The organism is Sporosarcina sp. A2 (genome assembly GCF_050858885.1).
GTDB lineage: Bacteria > Bacillota > Bacilli > Bacillales_A > Planococcaceae > Sporosarcina.
The window spans coordinates 2,139,433-2,156,418 of sequence record NZ_CP193898.1; the positions used below are offsets into that span (position 1 = coordinate 2,139,433).

General features: G+C 43.7%; 17 protein-coding genes. 1 reads left to right on the top strand and 16 read right to left on the bottom strand.

The window, feature by feature from the left end; genetic code table 11:
- Nucleotides 1-202: 202 nt before the first annotated feature.
- Nucleotides 203-418, bottom strand: coding sequence for a hypothetical protein (locus ACRPI0_RS10725; protein ID WP_432352644.1), 216 nt, complete (start codon nt 416-418; stop codon nt 203-205).
- Nucleotides 415-1,275, bottom strand: coding sequence for a ParM/StbA family protein (locus tag ACRPI0_RS10730; protein ID WP_432352645.1), 861 nt, complete (start codon nt 1,273-1,275; stop codon nt 415-417). Before ACRPI0_RS10730 ends, ACRPI0_RS10725 begins: the two co-directional genes overlap by 4 nt.
- Nucleotides 1,276-1,605: 330 nt before the next feature.
- Between ACRPI0_RS10730 and ACRPI0_RS10735 the strand changes: the two genes are divergently transcribed.
- Nucleotides 1,606-2,226: a hypothetical protein gene (locus ACRPI0_RS10735; RefSeq protein WP_432352646.1), complete on the top strand. Its 621-nt coding sequence runs from the start codon at nt 1,606-1,608 to the stop codon at nt 2,224-2,226.
- 136 nt (nt 2,227-2,362) lie between these two features.
- Here ACRPI0_RS10735 and ACRPI0_RS10740 read toward each other — a convergent pair whose 3' ends face one another.
- The 14 genes from ACRPI0_RS10740 to ACRPI0_RS10805 form a co-directional block, all read right to left on the bottom strand.
- Nucleotides 2,363-3,049, bottom strand: a complete 687-nt coding sequence (locus ACRPI0_RS10740; RefSeq protein ID WP_432352647.1) for a peptidoglycan recognition protein family protein — start codon at nt 3,047-3,049, stop codon at nt 2,363-2,365.
- A complete protein-coding gene (locus tag ACRPI0_RS10745; RefSeq protein WP_432352648.1) occupies nt 3,050-3,298 on the bottom strand; it encodes a phage holin in 249 nt (82 codons plus the stop codon).
- Nucleotides 3,299-3,310: 12 nt separating this feature from the next.
- Nucleotides 3,311-3,724 (bottom strand): hypothetical protein, encoded by a 414-nt coding sequence (locus tag ACRPI0_RS10750; RefSeq protein ID WP_432352649.1) that lies wholly within the window; start codon nt 3,722-3,724, stop codon nt 3,311-3,313.
- 31 nt (nt 3,725-3,755) lie between these two features.
- Nucleotides 3,756-4,115 carry a hypothetical protein gene (locus ACRPI0_RS10755; RefSeq protein WP_432352650.1) on the bottom strand — a complete coding sequence of 120 codons (360 nt, stop codon included), beginning with the start codon at nt 4,113-4,115 and terminating at the stop codon, nt 3,756-3,758.
- Between the two features lie 14 nt (nt 4,116-4,129).
- Nucleotides 4,130-5,065, bottom strand: coding sequence for a hypothetical protein (locus ACRPI0_RS10760; protein ID WP_432352651.1), 936 nt, complete (start codon nt 5,063-5,065; stop codon nt 4,130-4,132).
- A 12-nt stretch (nt 5,066-5,077) separates the two neighbouring features.
- Nucleotides 5,078-6,604: a phage tail protein gene (locus ACRPI0_RS10765; protein WP_432352652.1), complete on the bottom strand. Its 1,527-nt coding sequence runs from the start codon at nt 6,602-6,604 to the stop codon at nt 5,078-5,080.
- Between the two features lie 88 nt (nt 6,605-6,692).
- Complete coding sequence (locus ACRPI0_RS10770) at nt 6,693-6,863, bottom strand: hypothetical protein (RefSeq protein WP_432352653.1); 171 nt, start codon at nt 6,861-6,863, stop codon at nt 6,693-6,695.
- 154 nt (nt 6,864-7,017) lie between these two features.
- Nucleotides 7,018-10,311, bottom strand: a complete 3,294-nt coding sequence (locus ACRPI0_RS10775; RefSeq protein ID WP_432352654.1) for a BppU family phage baseplate upper protein — start codon at nt 10,309-10,311, stop codon at nt 7,018-7,020.
- Between the two features lie 17 nt (nt 10,312-10,328).
- Nucleotides 10,329-10,499 carry a hypothetical protein gene (locus ACRPI0_RS10780; protein ID WP_432352655.1) on the bottom strand — a complete coding sequence of 57 codons (171 nt, stop codon included), beginning with the start codon at nt 10,497-10,499 and terminating at the stop codon, nt 10,329-10,331.
- Between the two features lie 12 nt (nt 10,500-10,511).
- Nucleotides 10,512-11,243: a phage tail domain-containing protein gene (locus tag ACRPI0_RS10785; protein WP_432352656.1), complete on the bottom strand. Its 732-nt coding sequence runs from the start codon at nt 11,241-11,243 to the stop codon at nt 10,512-10,514.
- A 1-nt stretch (nt 11,244) separates the two neighbouring features.
- Nucleotides 11,245-15,720 (bottom strand): phage tail tape measure protein, encoded by a 4,476-nt coding sequence (locus ACRPI0_RS10790; RefSeq protein ID WP_432352657.1) that lies wholly within the window; start codon nt 15,718-15,720, stop codon nt 11,245-11,247.
- A 19-nt stretch (nt 15,721-15,739) separates the two neighbouring features.
- A complete protein-coding gene (gpGT, locus tag ACRPI0_RS10795; protein ID WP_432352658.1) occupies nt 15,740-15,886 on the bottom strand; it encodes a phage tail assembly chaperone GT in 147 nt (48 codons plus the stop codon).
- Between the two features lie 38 nt (nt 15,887-15,924).
- Entirely contained in the window at nt 15,925-16,275 is a 351-nt protein-coding gene (gpG, locus tag ACRPI0_RS10800) for a phage tail assembly chaperone G (RefSeq protein WP_432352659.1), read from the bottom strand.
- A gap of 77 nt (nt 16,276-16,352) precedes the next feature.
- Nucleotides 16,353-16,958 carry a major tail protein gene (locus ACRPI0_RS10805; RefSeq protein ID WP_432352660.1) on the bottom strand — a complete coding sequence of 202 codons (606 nt, stop codon included), beginning with the start codon at nt 16,956-16,958 and terminating at the stop codon, nt 16,353-16,355.
- Nucleotides 16,959-16,986 lie beyond the last annotated feature (28 nt).

Consider the following 16,986-nt stretch of genomic DNA (forward strand, 5'->3'; position numbering starts at 1 on the left):
TTCTTTTGTTTAATGTTGATGCCACCAAGCGTTTAAACGTTGCTGTGACAAAAAGTATGGAGACGGTGGGAGTCGCTTAATATATAGAAGGAACTCTAAAGAGTTTGCGTAAAACCTTTACACTTCGCGCTTTATCGACAATTGGGATAACCTTCTTTTAGATGTTTCTAAAACAATAATATGCCAAAATATATGCCACCAATTACAGAAACCCACTCATCGCTTCAGCATCTTCATCAGTCGGCTCGGGCACAACCGCAGCCGGCACATACATAGGCGTCTTATTCATATCGGCATCAATCAACCGTTTCACATACTGCGAGAAGTTACCGCGTTCTTTTGATTCCGCATACGCCAACAACTTAGAATCGTACTCACTCACCTTATTAAAACTAACTGGCTTTATCTTACGACTCATGCGAAACTCATCCGAGCAAGTTTATAGAATCCAATCGCATTTGCGAACACCGGATCTGCAACAGTTACCGAACTTCCTTCATTTAATACAGGTTGCAACAGCACAGCGTTTCCATAGTGAGATTCTATATGTGGATGAATGTCTTTAGCAATGCCACCGCACACCAACACCTTATCGTCCCTGTGCCACTTTAAGCGTGTCGTGTTGCGGATGATTCCACGGGCGACACTGGCTAGGTCCTCTTTGTTGTTCACCGTTTCCATTCCGAAGTTAAACGTGTCACTCGCATTGTTGATATACCGCTTATCAATAATCGTAGCTGCATTCACCGTTCCACTTCCTACATCTATTATCCGAGTCGTACCCCCTTCTGGATTGCTCCAAAACGCTCCCGAACCTTCTGCACCTATTCCTGCATCAACTATATTGATAGACAAGCTATCACCGTTCACGGTCATTGTATGCGTTCCTACGAGCATCTGCTGTATCTTCTCTTTATCCGCTGGCTTATGGGAAACAATCGGTTGTCCTGTAACTAGAGAAACTTCTGTTATATCAATCCCGTATTTCTTACCGTAACGATAGATGGCCAACAGGATTCTGATTTTCGTATCTTCATGCGCTTTCGTATCTCCGAACATTGCCGAACCACCGAACTCATCTTCGTACACCGCAATAGATCCTGCGAATCCTTTTCGCCCTCCAATATCGAACTCCATATCATCCGAGCCATGGCTTTCCACAATGTCGCGTTCGAACCAATCACATATTGCTGTTCTATATGAATCAATCCCGTAAGGTCCTGCAACCTTCGCCATGTAGTTTCCAGCATCGACACCTAAGATTAGTTTACTCATTCTAACTCCTCCTTGTAATACGCATGTCATATCTCCGGTGTTTTCCGGCTGCTGTGTATTGCGTTGGTATTACATCTTACTGCAGGAGTGTATAGATTATTCCTAACTGGCGATACTTCTTTTAAAGGAGTGATTGCTATGAGTAAGAAGGATACCACTAAATTAGCTGAAGCTATCATTAAGAACGCGGAAAAATACAGTATTCCATTGAGGAAGAAGCCTAAAACGAAGAAGTAGGAATACTCTCCCCTCCCCCACCGTATGATGGGATATGGCTACCACACTTCCACACCGTGGTAAGGGTAAAGGCCGAAAAGAGGGGATGAGAGAGTGGGGAAGAGGAAGGTTAGAAGCGATAAAAAGCGAAGTATCAACCCGACTGTCACCTTAGAATTGCGAGACTGCATCTATCGCCTGTCCTTCATAACAGACAATCCAATTAAAAACGTAATTGAATCCATACTAATAGAAGGTAGCAACCGAAAAAAGCCGCTGGATCACTTGTCGCAATATTTCCTAAGGGATGTTCGGATCAATCAGACTGTATACATGGGTGACAACAATCGCACGCCAGTAGGTCGTAGGGGTTCGACTAGTAAGACTATACGAATATCCACACGCGTTTCACAGGAGATGCACAGCGACTTAGAAGGCGTTGCGTTTGCTATGGGATGTTCTGTTTCTAAGGCTTGCGCCTTATTAGTGGATGCAACGGTTAGGGATGTGGATTTCGTGAACGATTTCGTAAAAGGTTATTTAGAAGCGAATGTGGATGAAGAACGCATGAAGGAATTGAAGCGAGTTTTGAAATACATCAACGCGGGAAATCCGTACAGTGAGAGGATTTCATACACTGCATTACTCTCCTATCTAGTCGATGAGGTTAAGGTGGGTGCGGAAAAAGTGCAGGATACTGTTTCCGACTTTGTGATTAATCATTGGAAGAATTAAAAAAAGCACCCCGTCCACAATGGATAGGGTGCTTTCGGTCTTCAAGATATATAAATTAGGCAGACCACACTTGAAGACATGCAGCTGGGTTACCAACAAAATTATATTATCATTTTCTGATTATACGGTCAACGACCTATTTCTTATCAACAGACCGTACAATCATCGCAATAACTTCCTCGCGTGTTGCTGTACGGTGTAAATATGTTCCGTCTGAGATGCCTAACTCTTTTCCTCTCGCCACGTCTTTCGCGAGGGATGCACTTGCCTTAGCGTCTTTTTGCTTGTCCAATGGTAGCACCTCCTGTGGTTTCGGTTTCGTTGCAACATTCACCTTTCCGTCCATATGTGCTTTTACCGTATTCTTGAATAGATCCAAACGCTTTTCATCAATCATCCGATGCGGGCAATGTTTCCCCGACCAATCACGATGCCATTTAATGCGGTCAATACCCCATCCGTATTGAGTGAGTACACCAGCTACATATTCCGCTGCGTTCGCTTCTGCTGCGTAGTAACGTGGACCACCTGACTTTGAGTAACAGATTTCAATACCGATAGACTTTCGGTTTCCGTTACCTTGTCCATCGCCAGCATGAAAAGCATTACGACTGAACGGGATAGCTTGTACAGCTTCTTTATCGTCAATCGCTACGTGGTAGCCGGTTACGTTACTATTCCCACTCATGTACGCAATTTCATTTCGTGCAGACGCGTCATTGTACGTGTTGTGGATGGTTATATATTGCGGTGTCATTGAATAGGGCGCTTTCAGCTTGTACTTACTTTCGGGAATGAATTTGTTGACAATCGTATACGCCATTTATTTCAACCCCTTCCGCTTCAGTTCTTTTTCTTGTTTCTTCGCTTTATCCGTCATGATGTATTGATTCTTCCACACGCCATATCCAATAAGAATTAGTGGTATGAAAGTTAGTAACATATCTGTAAACGCTTGAATTGAATCATTATTGAAATGTGTCAACTCAACACCTAGCGACTGCAAAAATAAGAGGACGCCCCCAAGAGCGCCCCCCATAAATCCGGTGTACTGTTTTAATTTATCGTCCACGATTATCTCTCCTCATTTGAGTAGTTGCATTAACCCGGCAACTCCGGCCAAAACTCCACCTGAACCGGCAATTGCTCCGACAATACCTAGAACAATCTTCTCGCGTGTAGAAAGTCGCTTGAGTGTTATCCGTTCATCCCTGTGGATTACATCACGCTGAGTTTCCATGCGCTGATTGTCTGCTGCGAAGTAATGGTCAACGAACTTATTCAGAATCCCGCGTGTCTCTTGTCCATCTTTCATAACCGTGAGTTCTAAGTTTGTTTGTGATGATTTAATATCCTGTACTTGATCCGCAATCGTTTGAACCTGTGTACTGAAATCCACTTGCGCCTTCTCCACCTTCTCCAACCGTGGCAAAATGTCATGGTGTATCAATTCATCGTGTCTCTCGAGCATCGTTAGTTCCTCCTCTGTTTTATCCATAATTCACCCCACTACCCCTTTTTCTCTGGCTTTACTGTTGCGGCATCACTAGGCTGTAGTCGTTCCGGTTTATAATTACATCACCAATTTGAATGAATGGAATGCGATCATTTACTTTCTTCGTGATTGCGGAAGCGTCAAAACCTACCACATTTGCGATAATCGGTTCACTGTGTTGATTAGAATAAATAATGACTTTCTCTCCCGCTGGAGTTTCCGCTTCTTCGTATTCCGGGACAATGGTCTGGATGTTGTGTTTCATCATAGATACATTTCCGATAGCTACAGATTCCACACGGTCGTTATTAATTGTCGCTAAATAATCATCCGGTTTGAATTCTTCTGTGAGTGTGATTTTAAGTCCTTGATATGTGTTCATTACGTATTTCATTTAATCCGCTCCCTTTAGATAGAGTTTAATGCGTTGCGTAGTGCGTTTAACGATGATGCTGTAACGATATTATCGGTTGATGCTGTCGGGCTTCCTGTAGATGGGGACATTCCATTGACCGCGTTGGCTGCAGCGTTGAAACTGCTAGCCGCTAGAACGATATAACCACTGATTGCACCACTACCAACCGAACGATTAAACGTAAGTTGAGAAAGTCCTTTGTAACCCCGGAACTCATTCACTTTATCCAGTAAACCGTTCCATTCAATGGCCGTCAGGTTGTACATTCCACCGCTTGTCTTCGCATTGGTCCAGTTAAATGGAATCGGTTTCGACTTAGTGAACACAAATGAGCGACTAGCACTGAAACTTTGACCGCTGTTGTTATATACATAAATCCATATCGTATAGATTTGACCGACAACGAACGCATTCCCCGCGCCATCCGTTCCTTTGCTCCATGATCGCGTTGAGCTTGATAAATACCCTTGCCCATACTGTCCACTACCGCCCGGCCCTGATAAATAAACGTACATCGAGTTAGTAGAGCGCATATAAGCAGTGTTAGAGACTGACCAACTCGCGTATACTGCGTTTTCTCCATCAACAGATAAACTCGTTATTGATGGGTCTGGATCTGGTTGAGGTTCTGGGTCAGGCGGTGGTGTTGTATCTTCTACAACAAAACCACGACTCACCCAACTACTTGGCGTACTGCCTATTCTTGCACGGACGGAAACTGTATAACTACCTGGTGCAGTCGGCATCGCGAAGTATTGTGTTGTCGTCTGACCTGTGGGACACGCAACCTCAAAGTCGTTGGACCCTCCGTTGTTTGACACCCAACTCCGGTCAAACTGTAGGTGACTTGTATCGACACCGGCTGTTGCTTGAACCATCACCGTAGTGGAACTAATCACCGATAAGGTGACGGATGGTGTTGCTGGCATGCCCTCACCTCCTTATCCGAATCTTGCATAGAGACCTTGTACATTAGCGCTGCCGAAGTCTATTATGTTTGCGGATAGCGTCAACCGGTTCACTGCATTTATGGTCAAATCGTCTAGCTGCGCAGAGCTGATACTCACCCCACCGGCATTTCCGCGAAATTGAATCGATTTAACCGCAGAATCCCTATAAGAGTTCCCTATGAACAGTGATTCAGCTACGTTCGTGATTCCCAGAAGGTCAATGGATTGCGCGCTTATAGAGACATTGGAAGCAGATTGATTAATTAGAGACGCGATTGTGTTGCCGTTGTAATCGGTCTGACTCACCTTGCTGCTAATTTGTCCGGCTTGGATGGTGAGTTGAGACTCCGCACTATAAATGCGGCTACCTAATTGCGTGACAGAAAATGAAATACTGTCCGCTTTAATATCTACTGCAGCAACCGAACGTTCTACGGCTTCCACAGAGAGGATGATGTTGTCTGCTTTAATATCGATTGTGGCAATCGATTCATTAATAGTTTCAACTTCAAGCGTAATGCGGTCATTCGTTTGCTCGAAGCGACTACGTGTTTCCTTCTTATTCTCATCAATCTCAACTTTCTGCTGTGTAAGAATATCGGATAAGTCACGCGGTACGATGTTTCCAATTGTAGCTGTAGCTGTAACGAGTTTCCCGTTACGAAGTACTGACTTCTTCGACATGATGCGTGTCTGGTACTCTAAGTTTAGTGGTTCATATATCAGCCATACGCGTTCACCTAGTGCGCGTTCTTTCACATCCACAGAGTCTAGTTTTATAGTTGTTTGGGGGTAGTCGTTCAATTGCTTCTTCGCGTATTCCAGTAAATTTTCCGGGATTGTAAACCGTTCGTCACTAACTGATTCCGCTTCGCCCAAGTGTGGAAACTTACTTGCGTTCGGAGACGTATATTTAACTTCTAATCCGTCCGCCCCTCGTGCCGTAATCTTCATCTTCATGGACGAGGTATCAACTGATTTACTAATGGTTTTAACGTTGTGTCTATAGCGATACTGAAAGTCGTTGTCTGGTCCAATTTGTTTTGCAAATATTAATTGCTTGCCAGGCATGATTTGAAACTCGCATTCAAACGCAGCGCATATCTGTTCGATTAGTTTTACCGCGTTGTCATTCCCGAAATTCGGAATCAACGCGGATCCAAGTGAACCTTGAATAGTGAATGTCCATCCTGTTCCGGTTAGCGCGAACATGACGAACTCAGAAAGCGTTCGAGTCCCACCATATATTTCCGTTTGAATCACACCGGAATTATCAAAGTAACTTGACAGAGCGGTCACGGATTTTCGGTTAATGGATTCTTTCAGCTGCTTGATTCGAAACTCGTAACCTTCAACATCTAATAGAGATTCTTCTTGCAATAACTCATGACCAGGATTGTTCTCCACATAAAAAGAAGTAAACGAAACCGTTAAGGCTCCATTCACTTCTTCTTGCATTTCAAATCCGGTTATTTGATTGAGTGGTTTCGTGTTGTTCTTATGGGTAACGGTTAGCACATGTTGTCACCTCCTGGAATTAAAAAGAACGCCCAATGTGGACGTTCTAGTTTGTACATTAATTAGCACCTGAAAGCATGCTATGGCTTTAACCGAAAGTTGCGTGTTTCGGTTTATTGATTTCTTCTTCAATTTTTTTGTTGTTTTTCTCAATTACTTCTGCAATTTTATGGAATAAACCATCTGTTGCTTCCGACTGTATTTCTTTGTTTTCTTTCAGAATTTCGACAATCTCATCTTTATTTAGACCGATAGACATCTAACATCCCTCCCTTTTGTATCTACTGTTCGACAAAGTAGGGATGAAATCCTTCATAATAACCCACCACTATTCTTTCAACAACACATTATGCGTTAATAAAAAGAACGCCGGTTAGGGTGTTATTCGTTTTCTTTTACTTCGCAGTATGTTCCTACTCTTGAATAAGACCGAAGCCTTTCCAAGTACCCGGATTTCCTGATATTGTACAAACCCATCCGACATAACCTAATGCGGAGGGTGTCGTATTATAAACAATATCACCAACTGTCCAGTGACTAAGTAAAGGTGCACCACTCGAATTGTTAACACCTAGATTGTTTTTTCTTTTGACTCCTAGTGTATTGATATTTAACTTTTGATTACCTGTCATACCATCCCACTCGCTGAAGTCATTGTCGACAAAGTTTACATTAGTATTAACCGCATCTAATAAAAGTATATTGTTATTAGAGTTAGCAGGCTTTTTGAAATAGCTATCGTGAAACTTTACATTTTTTAAGATTTTAGTAGATCCAGTTGTTGTTATAGCGTACCTACTAGCTGTGCCTTTTGAGTATTCCCCAACCTTCAAACTAAATTGAGTATCCTCTGATTTTGTTATACGAACGGCATCGAAGCCTAATTCGTCAAATTCGGCTTTGAATGTACCGTTCGTTAAGCCTTTCGCACCTATGATACTTCCGATATTTGAATTTTTAACACTTAAATCAATGTCAAAGTTGGTTACATCATCTACATGCAATCCCGTACCTGTGTAACCTGTTGTTTTTTCTTCTTTGACTTCTGCTTTAAGTTTGAGGTTTTTAACACCTGTCAAGTTCATAATATAAGCACCTTCTGTTAGGTTCACGTACCCTGTGTAGTTTGGCTTCTTTGTAATACTCAAACCGTCAAATTCGATATTTTCAACAGTAGCGCCTACTGTGTTTTTTATAGTCAATCCGGCTCGACTTGCAGACCTGATGTTAATATTTTTAAATTTAATATTCTTTAAGACCACACTAACGCTTGCAGGTATCATCCTTATGTTGCTGATTTCGTAGTTGTTGATAGTTCCGTGTCCATCCGAATAGACGTTGGATATATCAATATCTTCCCCTGATCTTATTAATATTGTATCGAACCCTTTATCCTCGGACTTTACCGATACTTCATCAACTTGGATATGCTTAGAGTTATCAATTACTAAAGCGCTTCCGCTTGTATTAAAAGCATTAAAATCATTAACGTTAACATACTCGCTATTAGTAATAGTTAAAGCATTTTGCAATGGCGATAGAGGGTTTGTATTTCCTTCGGTGTTAAGCTGTGTAATATTTACGTTTTGGCAATTTACCAACTCTAGCGACGCACCATTAGAACCTGTGTTCATTTCCGCAATTTTAAGAGTTCCGGCGCAATACAGATCAAAGTCGCTTAAATCTTTTACGGTTAGTCTATCAACTGTAATAGTCATTTCTTTAGGAATGTAAAGGGTTGATCTAATGCTAGAAACATATCTAAAGGCGTTTATCATCATCCTCCGCTCGTTCGTCCCATCGCCTAAAACACCTAAATTTCTGACATCTACAAAAGTGTTTCTGATAGATGTGGGTACGGTAGTCGCCACTTCCGCTCTTTCTTTTCTTAATCCAAACTCTATTTTAGAACCATTGATAAACCTGCTATCCCTTGCGGTAGTTCCTATTACTTTATTTTCTTTTGGTAGATGTAAAAAGCTAACATCCGTATCAGATGTCTGAGCCACTTCGTCACGCCACACTTCAAAAAAGTCTAAACCGTTATATGTCGCCAACACAAACGGAGGCAACACACCACCGGCAGTTGTCTTAAAACCCATAAATAAGGGTTCGTTATCATTCACACGAAATGTACTTGTGCATAGGTGAGTTATAAAGTGTTCGTCATTGTCTGTGCGGTAAACAAAATCAATCTGCGGTTGCTTGTCCTTGCTATCTCTTTCGTAGCGATAAATCCCGTTGGGTGCGGAATCCGAAAAGAATAAAACACAATCTTCCAAGGCGAACATGTTGAGCAACTGATTACCTACGTGCATCCTAGTCCAAGTTATACCTCTGTCGTCAGAGTAATAGCCACCTTGATTGTCATTAACGTCTATCGCACCGTCACCATAGATAATCCAAATCCTATCCCAATATTTATCGTACATTACACCATGTAGATGTGCCGCAGAAGGAACGCTCGCATATTCCGCAAGGTCAAAAATCTGTGTGAATGTTTTAGCGTAGTCATCAGACAACCAAACTTTTTGCGCTTTTCCTTGATTTCCGTATTCTCCGACGATGACGAAATTGCCGTGCACGTTCACGTTCCATGCTCCGTAAAGCCTAGAGTTTACGGAGTGTGTTAAGACCTTTGTGAATATCGTTTGATTGCCACTACTTACAAAGTCCTCCCCTGGTGTCACATCGTTTAGATAGTCAATGCCGACGAACAATTCTCCATTACCCATCTCCCTGACTGACTGTATACGCCTATCAAATTTGTGTACGTCTGTGTAGCTTTCCCCACCATTAGTAGACACGCATAAAACCAAACCATATCTACTAGCGTATATTCTACCACTATCCGATACCCACAAAGGATAGTACCCCGAAGAATCGGATAGTTGTGGAGTAATACCTTTCAATTTAATATTTTTAGATGTAAGAGTATCAGCCAACTGGGTAGCAGTGTTGTCCAGCCGTTGACGCAGATTCACGAACTCTCCACGGGCATTTACGACCTCTGGGTTGTTACTACCTGCTTCCGCAATTACTTGTTCGAATTCACCACGTACTGTTTCAGCTGTCGTTTTCGCAACTCCTGAATCTGTGATAGCTTGGTCGATTAAAGGTTTCTTACCATCGATGTATTCTACCCGTTCGTTTGCTGCTAATGTCGCTATTTCAGTATCGGCTTTAGCGAGTAGTGCAGATGCGGTTGCTTCTTCTGTGAGGATAGTTGCCGCTTCAGTTGCCCCTTTAGCTGCAAGTGTCTCTGCAGTAACGGTCTGAGCTTCCGCAATCACCAACGGTCCATCACCCAACACAACCTCAATCAGTGTTTTCTCACCATCACCGGGATTATACTTCCCGGTCGGATCCTTCTCCACGTATAGATTGAAAGTAAATGTGGATACTCGACCGTCCGCGTCATACATTTGCACGGTTGCTTTCGCCTTACCGGCAACGGAGACAGCAGAGGTTTTTGTCTGGAAGCTGACCTGGTTACCCGGGTCCTTAGTAATCGGGTAACTGATTGTTACGCCGTCCGCACGCTCGAATGCAATCGCTACAGTGGAGACGCCTGTTAAATCATACGGCTGCCCGTTGTCTGTGATATTGATGGTGAAATCAACTGTGTCGTTCTGCTTAATCTGTGGTTCGTCTACATAAGTAGGCGTTTTTATGTCAATGTCGAGAATGTATTCATTTGGATTCATCGGTCGCCCTCCTTATCTTAATCAAATGTCACTTTGGGTGCTGAAATAAATACTTGATTGCCCTTATGTTCAATAGAAGTACTGCCGAGACTAATCTTCATATTTTTATCCGTTTCATTGTTCGGTAAATCGTTTATCTTCCGCACAATTTCTTTTGCGTCAATTTCTGATATGTTCTTTTCATTCATAAATATCCCTCCTTATAAAAAATAAAAGCGTGTGCGAATCGTTAAGTTAACCGATGGCGCACCGCTTATTGTTAGCTTGTTAACTCCTGGAGCAAACGTTAGGAGTTTTTTATTTGTATCTTTGAAGATACTAATGCCGTTTTTAAACGACTCCACGCCCTTTAGCAATACAACATCGCTTGCTGTCGTGTTGCCTGTATACTTCCACACATCACCGGTCATTTCATTCGTGATAGTAAGTCCAGTGGATGCACCCTTTACTTCTATAGATGTTTCGTTTTGGAATCTTGGCTCGATGGGTTCAGTTCCCTGATTATCAAACAACACGACATTACCTGTGTACGCCCTCTTAATCTCATTCAACGACTCCGAACGACCTGTAGAAGCAATGAGAGGGAGGGTTAACTCTTGCACCCTTCCATTCACTCGCTCTATGTTCCAATCGTCTAAAACGACACGCCACAGCTTTCCAGGTATGTCGCTTATATAGAAGAAAGGGTATCGTCCGAGAATTGAATAAAGTTTGTCGCGATCTTGTCGAGAGGATTCCAAGTCACGTGATTTCATCCACAGTTCAGCTTCTAACTGACGCGGATTCAATGTCCGCTCAATCGTGATTTCACCAACACCCGGAACGTGTTCAGTTTCTCGGTTAAAACTCGGTGGACTGACATGCAGTTTCAATCCAATCAACCCGAGAGTTTCTAAACTAATTTGTCTGCGTTGGTTGTCGTATATTTGCATATCAGTACCCCCTTATTGCGTTCTTAATATTGGTCATATCGTGCATGCCCTGACTCGCACCTGGAGCAACCGCGCGTCCGAGTTCTTGTCCGTCTACATACAAGTTGGTATCTTTCAATACCAACTTAGTCAATAACGCAATCTGTTCAGCTTGCATTTGGCTCTGTTCAATCAATGCACCTAGCATCTGTTCAAACACTCCACCACCAGAACTACCTAACTGATTCGGACGTTTATTGCCGCCGCCCGATATAGCCTTACCCGCTAGCGCAAGTAACTTCATGGCGTCCGTTCGTCTGTTCGGTGCAGTGGGAATAACAAACTCTGGATGTCCCTCTTCTGCAAGATTGTACATACCCGAACGATTGATTAACCCGCCTGATGCAAACCCTAAATCTTTAGGTGCAACGAATGCACCATTTTTACGTGTCTCAAAGTGCAAGTGTGGACCTGTGCTGTCACCTGTTCGCCCGACTAGTCCGAGTGTTTGTCCATTAGTTACCTGGTCCCCTTTACTAACCAAGTTTCTCAAGTTGTGTTGGTAGCGTAACTTGTACTCTCCTGACTGTACGTCCACGTAGTTTCCGAGTGCGCTATGGTAACCTGTATGAACAACACGTCCGTTTCCTCTTGATGGAATACGCGTACCTTCAGGTGCTGCCCAATCATCTCCGTAGTGGAATTTACGAGTGTGGAAGATTGGATGAATGCGCCACCCTGCACGGCTTGTTAATCGGAATGGTGAAGGAAATCCACCTTTAGGACCTAGTTGCCCCTCCGACTTGCTGAAAGCGTTCTTAATAAATTCTACTGCCTTACTTTTCACCATGCTTAGTGCACCCTTAGCTACGTCAGCGAACCCGCCGCCTCCAGCATCCCAGCTCGGAAGGGGCATAAGATCCAGCAGCTTTGCCGGGTTTTTCACATGGTCCCATATGTTGCTCATAGCGCCTGCGAAGCTCGAAGCCTTATCTTTCAGCCAGCCGCCTACGCCGGTCCCTTTAGCAAAGTGAGGGATGTCACCTGCGAGGTACTTTTCCGTGATCTTGTTAGGTATTACGCGCGTACCTTTAGGGGCGTTCAGCAGCGTGTCTGTGTCAGGGCTCAGGAAGGTCTTTCCGTTAGGCAGCTCGACTAGTTCGCGGCCGTGCTTATCGCCTACTACCATCAAGCCTCCAGCGTGCCCGTCTGTACCGTTTGCGAACTGCGGCACGGTCCAGGTGCTTACTTTTGACTTGATTCCCAGCTTACCCGTGATCGTGTTGAGCCCGCCTATGATCCCGTTTATGATCCGGCCAAACTGGTTCGCCATCTTCTGGCCGATCGTCTTAATCCCCTGTACCACGCTGTCAGCCATGCTTAGGATACCCGTTTTCATTCGACCCGGAAGCGCCGTGGCGCCGCCCACTATGTCTGTGAAGATCTGCGAGGCTTTGGTCTTCGTCTTGTCCAGTGTGTCGGTGATCGAAGTTTTCACCTGGCCCCACTTCGTCGATACGGAAGACTTGAGCTGATCGGTCTTATCGAGTACGCCTTTCTTCATTTCTTCGTACTTCTTCAGCCCGTCTACCGCTATCCCCGTCACCGATTTAACTACGTTGGTCTTTGTTTCGTCCCACTTCTTCGTTGCGGTGGTCTTGATCGCTCCGCCTACTACGTCCATATCGTTACGGAACTTCGTGTAGCGCTCGACGCCTTTAGTCGCCATGTCGCCTACGTAGTCCTTCACGCTAGTGGTCAAAGCGTTCCAGTCGTCCTTCGTCTTCTTCACGCCGTCGCTGGTGTCTTTCTTAACTTTCGTCCACATGTCAGAGAAGTCTTTCTTAATACCTTCGCCGGACTCTTTGACGCGCTTGCCCACTTCGGTCTTGTATATTTCCCACTTGCTTTTGATCTCGCCAGTTTCCCAATCTACTTCATCAACGTGTTCTTTTGCCTGTAGTTTCGCTTCAGCAACAACCTCTTTATGTGCGCTTTTAGCGTGACCGACAGATTCATCACGTTTCTTTTGAGCTTCACGTATAATGGCATCTGCTTCTTCAGCACTAATTGTTCCCATTTCGTCACGCTGTTGGATTGCGAAACCTATTGTTTCTTTTAACTGAGTGTCAGCGTCTTTGATAACTTTGTCACGAGACTTAGCAGAGTTCTTCACGACTTCAGCCGCTTGCCTAGCAGACAGGTCACCAGCTTGATTCTTCATGTTCTCCAGGATAACTTTTTGGTCGCGTTCGTTATCTGTCAGGTACTTCACAGCGTTTTCATTCATCGACTGTTGTATAGCGTTAATCTGGTCTTTTTCGTTCTGGGTAAGTTCTCGCTTACCCTCTGAAGCGGCTTTCAGGATTGCTGAAATGCGTTCCTCATAACCCTTCTGATCAGTTTCTTTCGCCTGATTCCGCACCTTCTGTTTACGGACAATCTCTTCCTCTTGCTCACTAGTGAGAGCTGAACTATTTAGGAAGAAGTGCTCCATGTCTTTGATTTGTTCAGAGTGACGGGTTTTCATTCCATTTAGTATTTCACCGTTCATGCTGCGATACTTAGTCGCAAGTTCGTTAGCCATGTCCGCTGTTATTTTAGTGCTATTGATTGTGAGGTCAGACAACTGCTGGCTAGCTCCATCAGAAAGTTCGAAGAATCCTCCGAGTGCTTCTTTTGTGGCTTTACTAACACCACCACCAAAACGGTCTATTTCCGGTATTGCGTCTTTCTTCATATGGTTAACAAGTGCCACGATTCCAACAGTAATACCAGCGATTGCTGCTATCCCTAAACCAATTGGACCCGTTAACACAGTGAAGACAGTCGCTAATCCTCCAATTAATGGAGTGGCAGCTGCTACGCCGGTACCCATGATTGCGATAGCGGAAGAAGCGGAACCTATGAATCCGATAACAGAACCTAGCGAGATGGCTAGTGTCCCTAATCCTATCAGCACAGGACCAATCGCGGCTGCAAACGCACCCACCATTAACGCGGTCTTTTTAGCTGCAGGGGATAGGTCATTCAACCAACCAACGAAGCCTTTTACTTTATCTGCCGCTTTTTCTAATGTGGGCAACATTTGCTCATACATAGAAATAGCGAACCCCTCAAGCCCTGATTTGATTTCTCGAATGGTTCCGCCTAACTTACCTTCCATGATGCCTGCCATTTCTTTAGCCGCGCCAGTGGACCCATTTACTGCTTTTGTGAGTTTATTGTAATCCGCTTCAGAAGCATTGATTACAGCTAATGCACCTGACATAGCTTCCTTACCAAATAACATCGCTGCGTATGAAGCTTGTTGGTCTTCTGTTAAACCACCGAAACCTACACGTAAATCTCCCATTATTTCATCGAGATCCTTCATGTTCCCCGAAGAATCCGTTAACGATATATTCAATTCATTCATAATTGCAGTCATTCTCTTGTTCGGTGTCACTAGATTGGTAAGCATGGAACGTAACGCGGTACCACCTTTATCAGCTTTAATACCTGCGTTCGCCATTAATCCTAACGCAACAGCCGTGTCTTCCACGGAGTAGCCTAGTGCTCCCGCAACCGGTGCGGCATATTCGAAAGACTTACCGAGCATACCTACGTTTGTATTAGCGTTTGCAGAAGCCGCAGCTAACACATCCGCGAACCTTCCAGAGTCTTCCGCTGTCAACCCGAACGCTGTGAGTCCATCAGTTACGATATCACTTACAATACCTAAGTCTTCTCCAGATGCAGCGGCAAGGTTCATTACACCTTCTAAACCGTCTAACATGTCTGTTGTTTTCCATCCAGCCATAGCCATATAGTTCAACGCTTCTGCAGATTCACTAGCACTAAACTTGGTTTTGGCGCCCATTTCCTTAGCTTTATCTCTCAACTTGTCCAAATCTTGGCCAGTCGCGCCAGAGACAGCTTGAACTTTAGCCATGGAATCATCAAAGTCTATACCGGTCTTCGCCGCAATTGCAGCAAAACCAACGAGTGGAGCGGTGACGTACATAGATAACGACTTTCCAACGTCCTTCATTTTACCGCCGGCTGCCTTCATCTTGTCTCCGACACCTTGCATGCTATCTCCGAACCTCGTCCAACCTGACTCCGCTACGCGTTGCTGTTCCTGCATTTGCTCAAGTTCGTCCGTCAACCCTTCGATATTGCGTTCTAGGTTATTAACTGCGGCAACTTGTCTGTTGTATGCAGCCGCGGCTAGATCGGCTTGTCTCGAACCTTCTCCGTGTACTTCAACCATGCGGTCGTATTCATTCTTAGCGTTTGCTAATGCGGCTTTTTGAACATCAAGTTTCCTGGTGAGTCCAGTGATTTGAGTCTCGTACTTTGCTACAGACTTTTCGCCACGGTCTAAGGCAGACATATTCGATTTCATTTCGCTATTGACCACGGATAGTTTTCGTTTCAATTCGCCTAAACCACTGTCTATTTTAATCGTATCTAATCCTAGTTCTATGGACAGTCCTTGTATACGTTCTGCCAATTATGTACCTCCTCTCTCGTCAGCCGCCGAATGCGGATATTAAGGATTTCTCTTGCTTCGGTTTTGATTTCTCCGATAAAATCTGAAGAACAAAGTGATATGGCATGTTGAGAATTTCGTTTATGTCTTTTCCGTCTTTCATTAAATCCTGGATGAGTTTGTCCATGTATTCTTTCTGTTTGGCGAAAGAGAAGTCCTCATCCGTTAGCGTTTCTTCGCCAGGAATTTTTTTGTAGCTTCATCCTGAATGCCATTCGCAGCAAACATTAATTGGTCAGTCAATACTTCGATTGCTTCCGGTCCGTGTAACCCTTTCGTTAAATCCTCTTTATTAAATTGATTTCCATAAAGAGAAACTGTGAACTCAATCATCTTTTCGAATCTTTCACGCTCCGACTTTTTGTCCTCTTCTTTGAACACGTATTCAGATACGTCATTTGCTTCATAAACAATACTTAGGGGAACAAAGGCAGGAGTTAAATATGTTTCTGTAATTACCTCTCCCTCTTTTACTTCTTTTACTAAAGTGATTGTATTTCGTTTTAAATTAGCCATTATCATTTTCTCCTCTCAGATTAGAAATCAAATAAAAGAGAGCGAGTATTGCACTCGCCCTTTAATCACTTTATTGCTTATGGTCCTGGTACTACATCGGGATGAGTAACACCAAAAATTTTCAAGAACAATGCATCACGGTTAGTAGTTTCTCCTTTTGCATCTATTGCAAAAAACACAGACTTTTCATCTTCGAATCCTTCCACAATTCGATCCATGAATTCCGCTGTCATTTCATCAGAAGAAAACTCTACGCCTTCTTTTTTCGTTTCGCCCTTAACGCCCGGACGCATGAATTTACCTTTAGGCAATCCTACATATTCACGTGTACCGTCTTCATATGTCTTTGCAAAGATAACCGCAACGTAAGGTGAGTTATCATTCTTGCCTGCAGCAGTAATACCTGTTTTAGTTTCCCAACCAAGTAACTTTGTTTTGTCTTCCATGGGCACCTTGTGGAATTGTGACGTTACAGAAATATCTCCGTTAGAAGTAGCCATTTCTGCGATTCCGTTATCGCCATAAGCCTTGGAAATCTCTTGCGGCATGTCCACGTTGATTTCTTGCAAATACTTCACTCGTTCCGGCTTTGTCTCCACAATCTTTACATCATCAGGTTGAAGTACCCCGTAGTAAAACTCGTCCACTCCTGTTGCAGATGAATAATTTTTTGCTAATACCATCTAAATCACTCCTATTTTTTATATTAAA

Excerpts from the sequence above, each read along its gene's own strand:
- ACRPI0_RS10755 (WP_432352650.1), bottom strand. The coding sequence starts at position 4,115 with ATGAAATACGTAATGAACACATATCAAGGACTTAAAATCACACTCACA.
- ACRPI0_RS10780 (WP_432352655.1), bottom strand. The coding sequence starts at position 10,499 with ATGAATGAAAAGAACATATCAGAAATTGACGCAAAAGAAATTGTGCGG.
- gpG (WP_432352659.1), bottom strand. The coding sequence starts at position 16,275 with ATGGCTAATTTAAAACGAAATACAATCACTTTAGTAAAAGAAGTAAAA.
- ACRPI0_RS10805 (WP_432352660.1), bottom strand. The coding sequence starts at position 16,958 with ATGGTATTAGCAAAAAATTATTCATCTGCAACAGGAGTGGACGAGTTT.
- ACRPI0_RS10740 (WP_432352647.1), bottom strand. The coding sequence starts at position 3,049 with ATGGCGTATACGATTGTCAACAAATTCATTCCCGAAAGTAAGTACAAG.
- ACRPI0_RS10730 (WP_432352645.1), bottom strand. The coding sequence starts at position 1,275 with ATGAGTAAACTAATCTTAGGTGTCGATGCTGGAAACTACATGGCGAAG.
- ACRPI0_RS10785 (WP_432352656.1), bottom strand. The coding sequence starts at position 11,243 with ATGCAAATATACGACAACCAACGCAGACAAATTAGTTTAGAAACTCTC.
- ACRPI0_RS10770 (WP_432352653.1), bottom strand. The coding sequence starts at position 6,863 with ATGTCTATCGGTCTAAATAAAGATGAGATTGTCGAAATTCTGAAAGAA.
- ACRPI0_RS10725 (WP_432352644.1), bottom strand. The coding sequence starts at position 418 with ATGAGTCGTAAGATAAAGCCAGTTAGTTTTAATAAGGTGAGTGAGTAC.
- ACRPI0_RS10760 (WP_432352651.1), bottom strand. The coding sequence starts at position 5,065 with ATGCCAGCAACACCATCCGTCACCTTATCGGTGATTAGTTCCACTACG.
- gpGT (WP_432352658.1), bottom strand. The coding sequence starts at position 15,886 with ATGGACAAACTCATCCAGGATTTAATGAAAGACGGAAAAGACATAAAC.
- ACRPI0_RS10750 (WP_432352649.1), bottom strand. The coding sequence starts at position 3,724 with ATGGATAAAACAGAGGAGGAACTAACGATGCTCGAGAGACACGATGAA.
- ACRPI0_RS10775 (WP_432352654.1), bottom strand. The coding sequence starts at position 10,311 with ATGAATCCAAATGAATACATTCTCGACATTGACATAAAAACGCCTACT.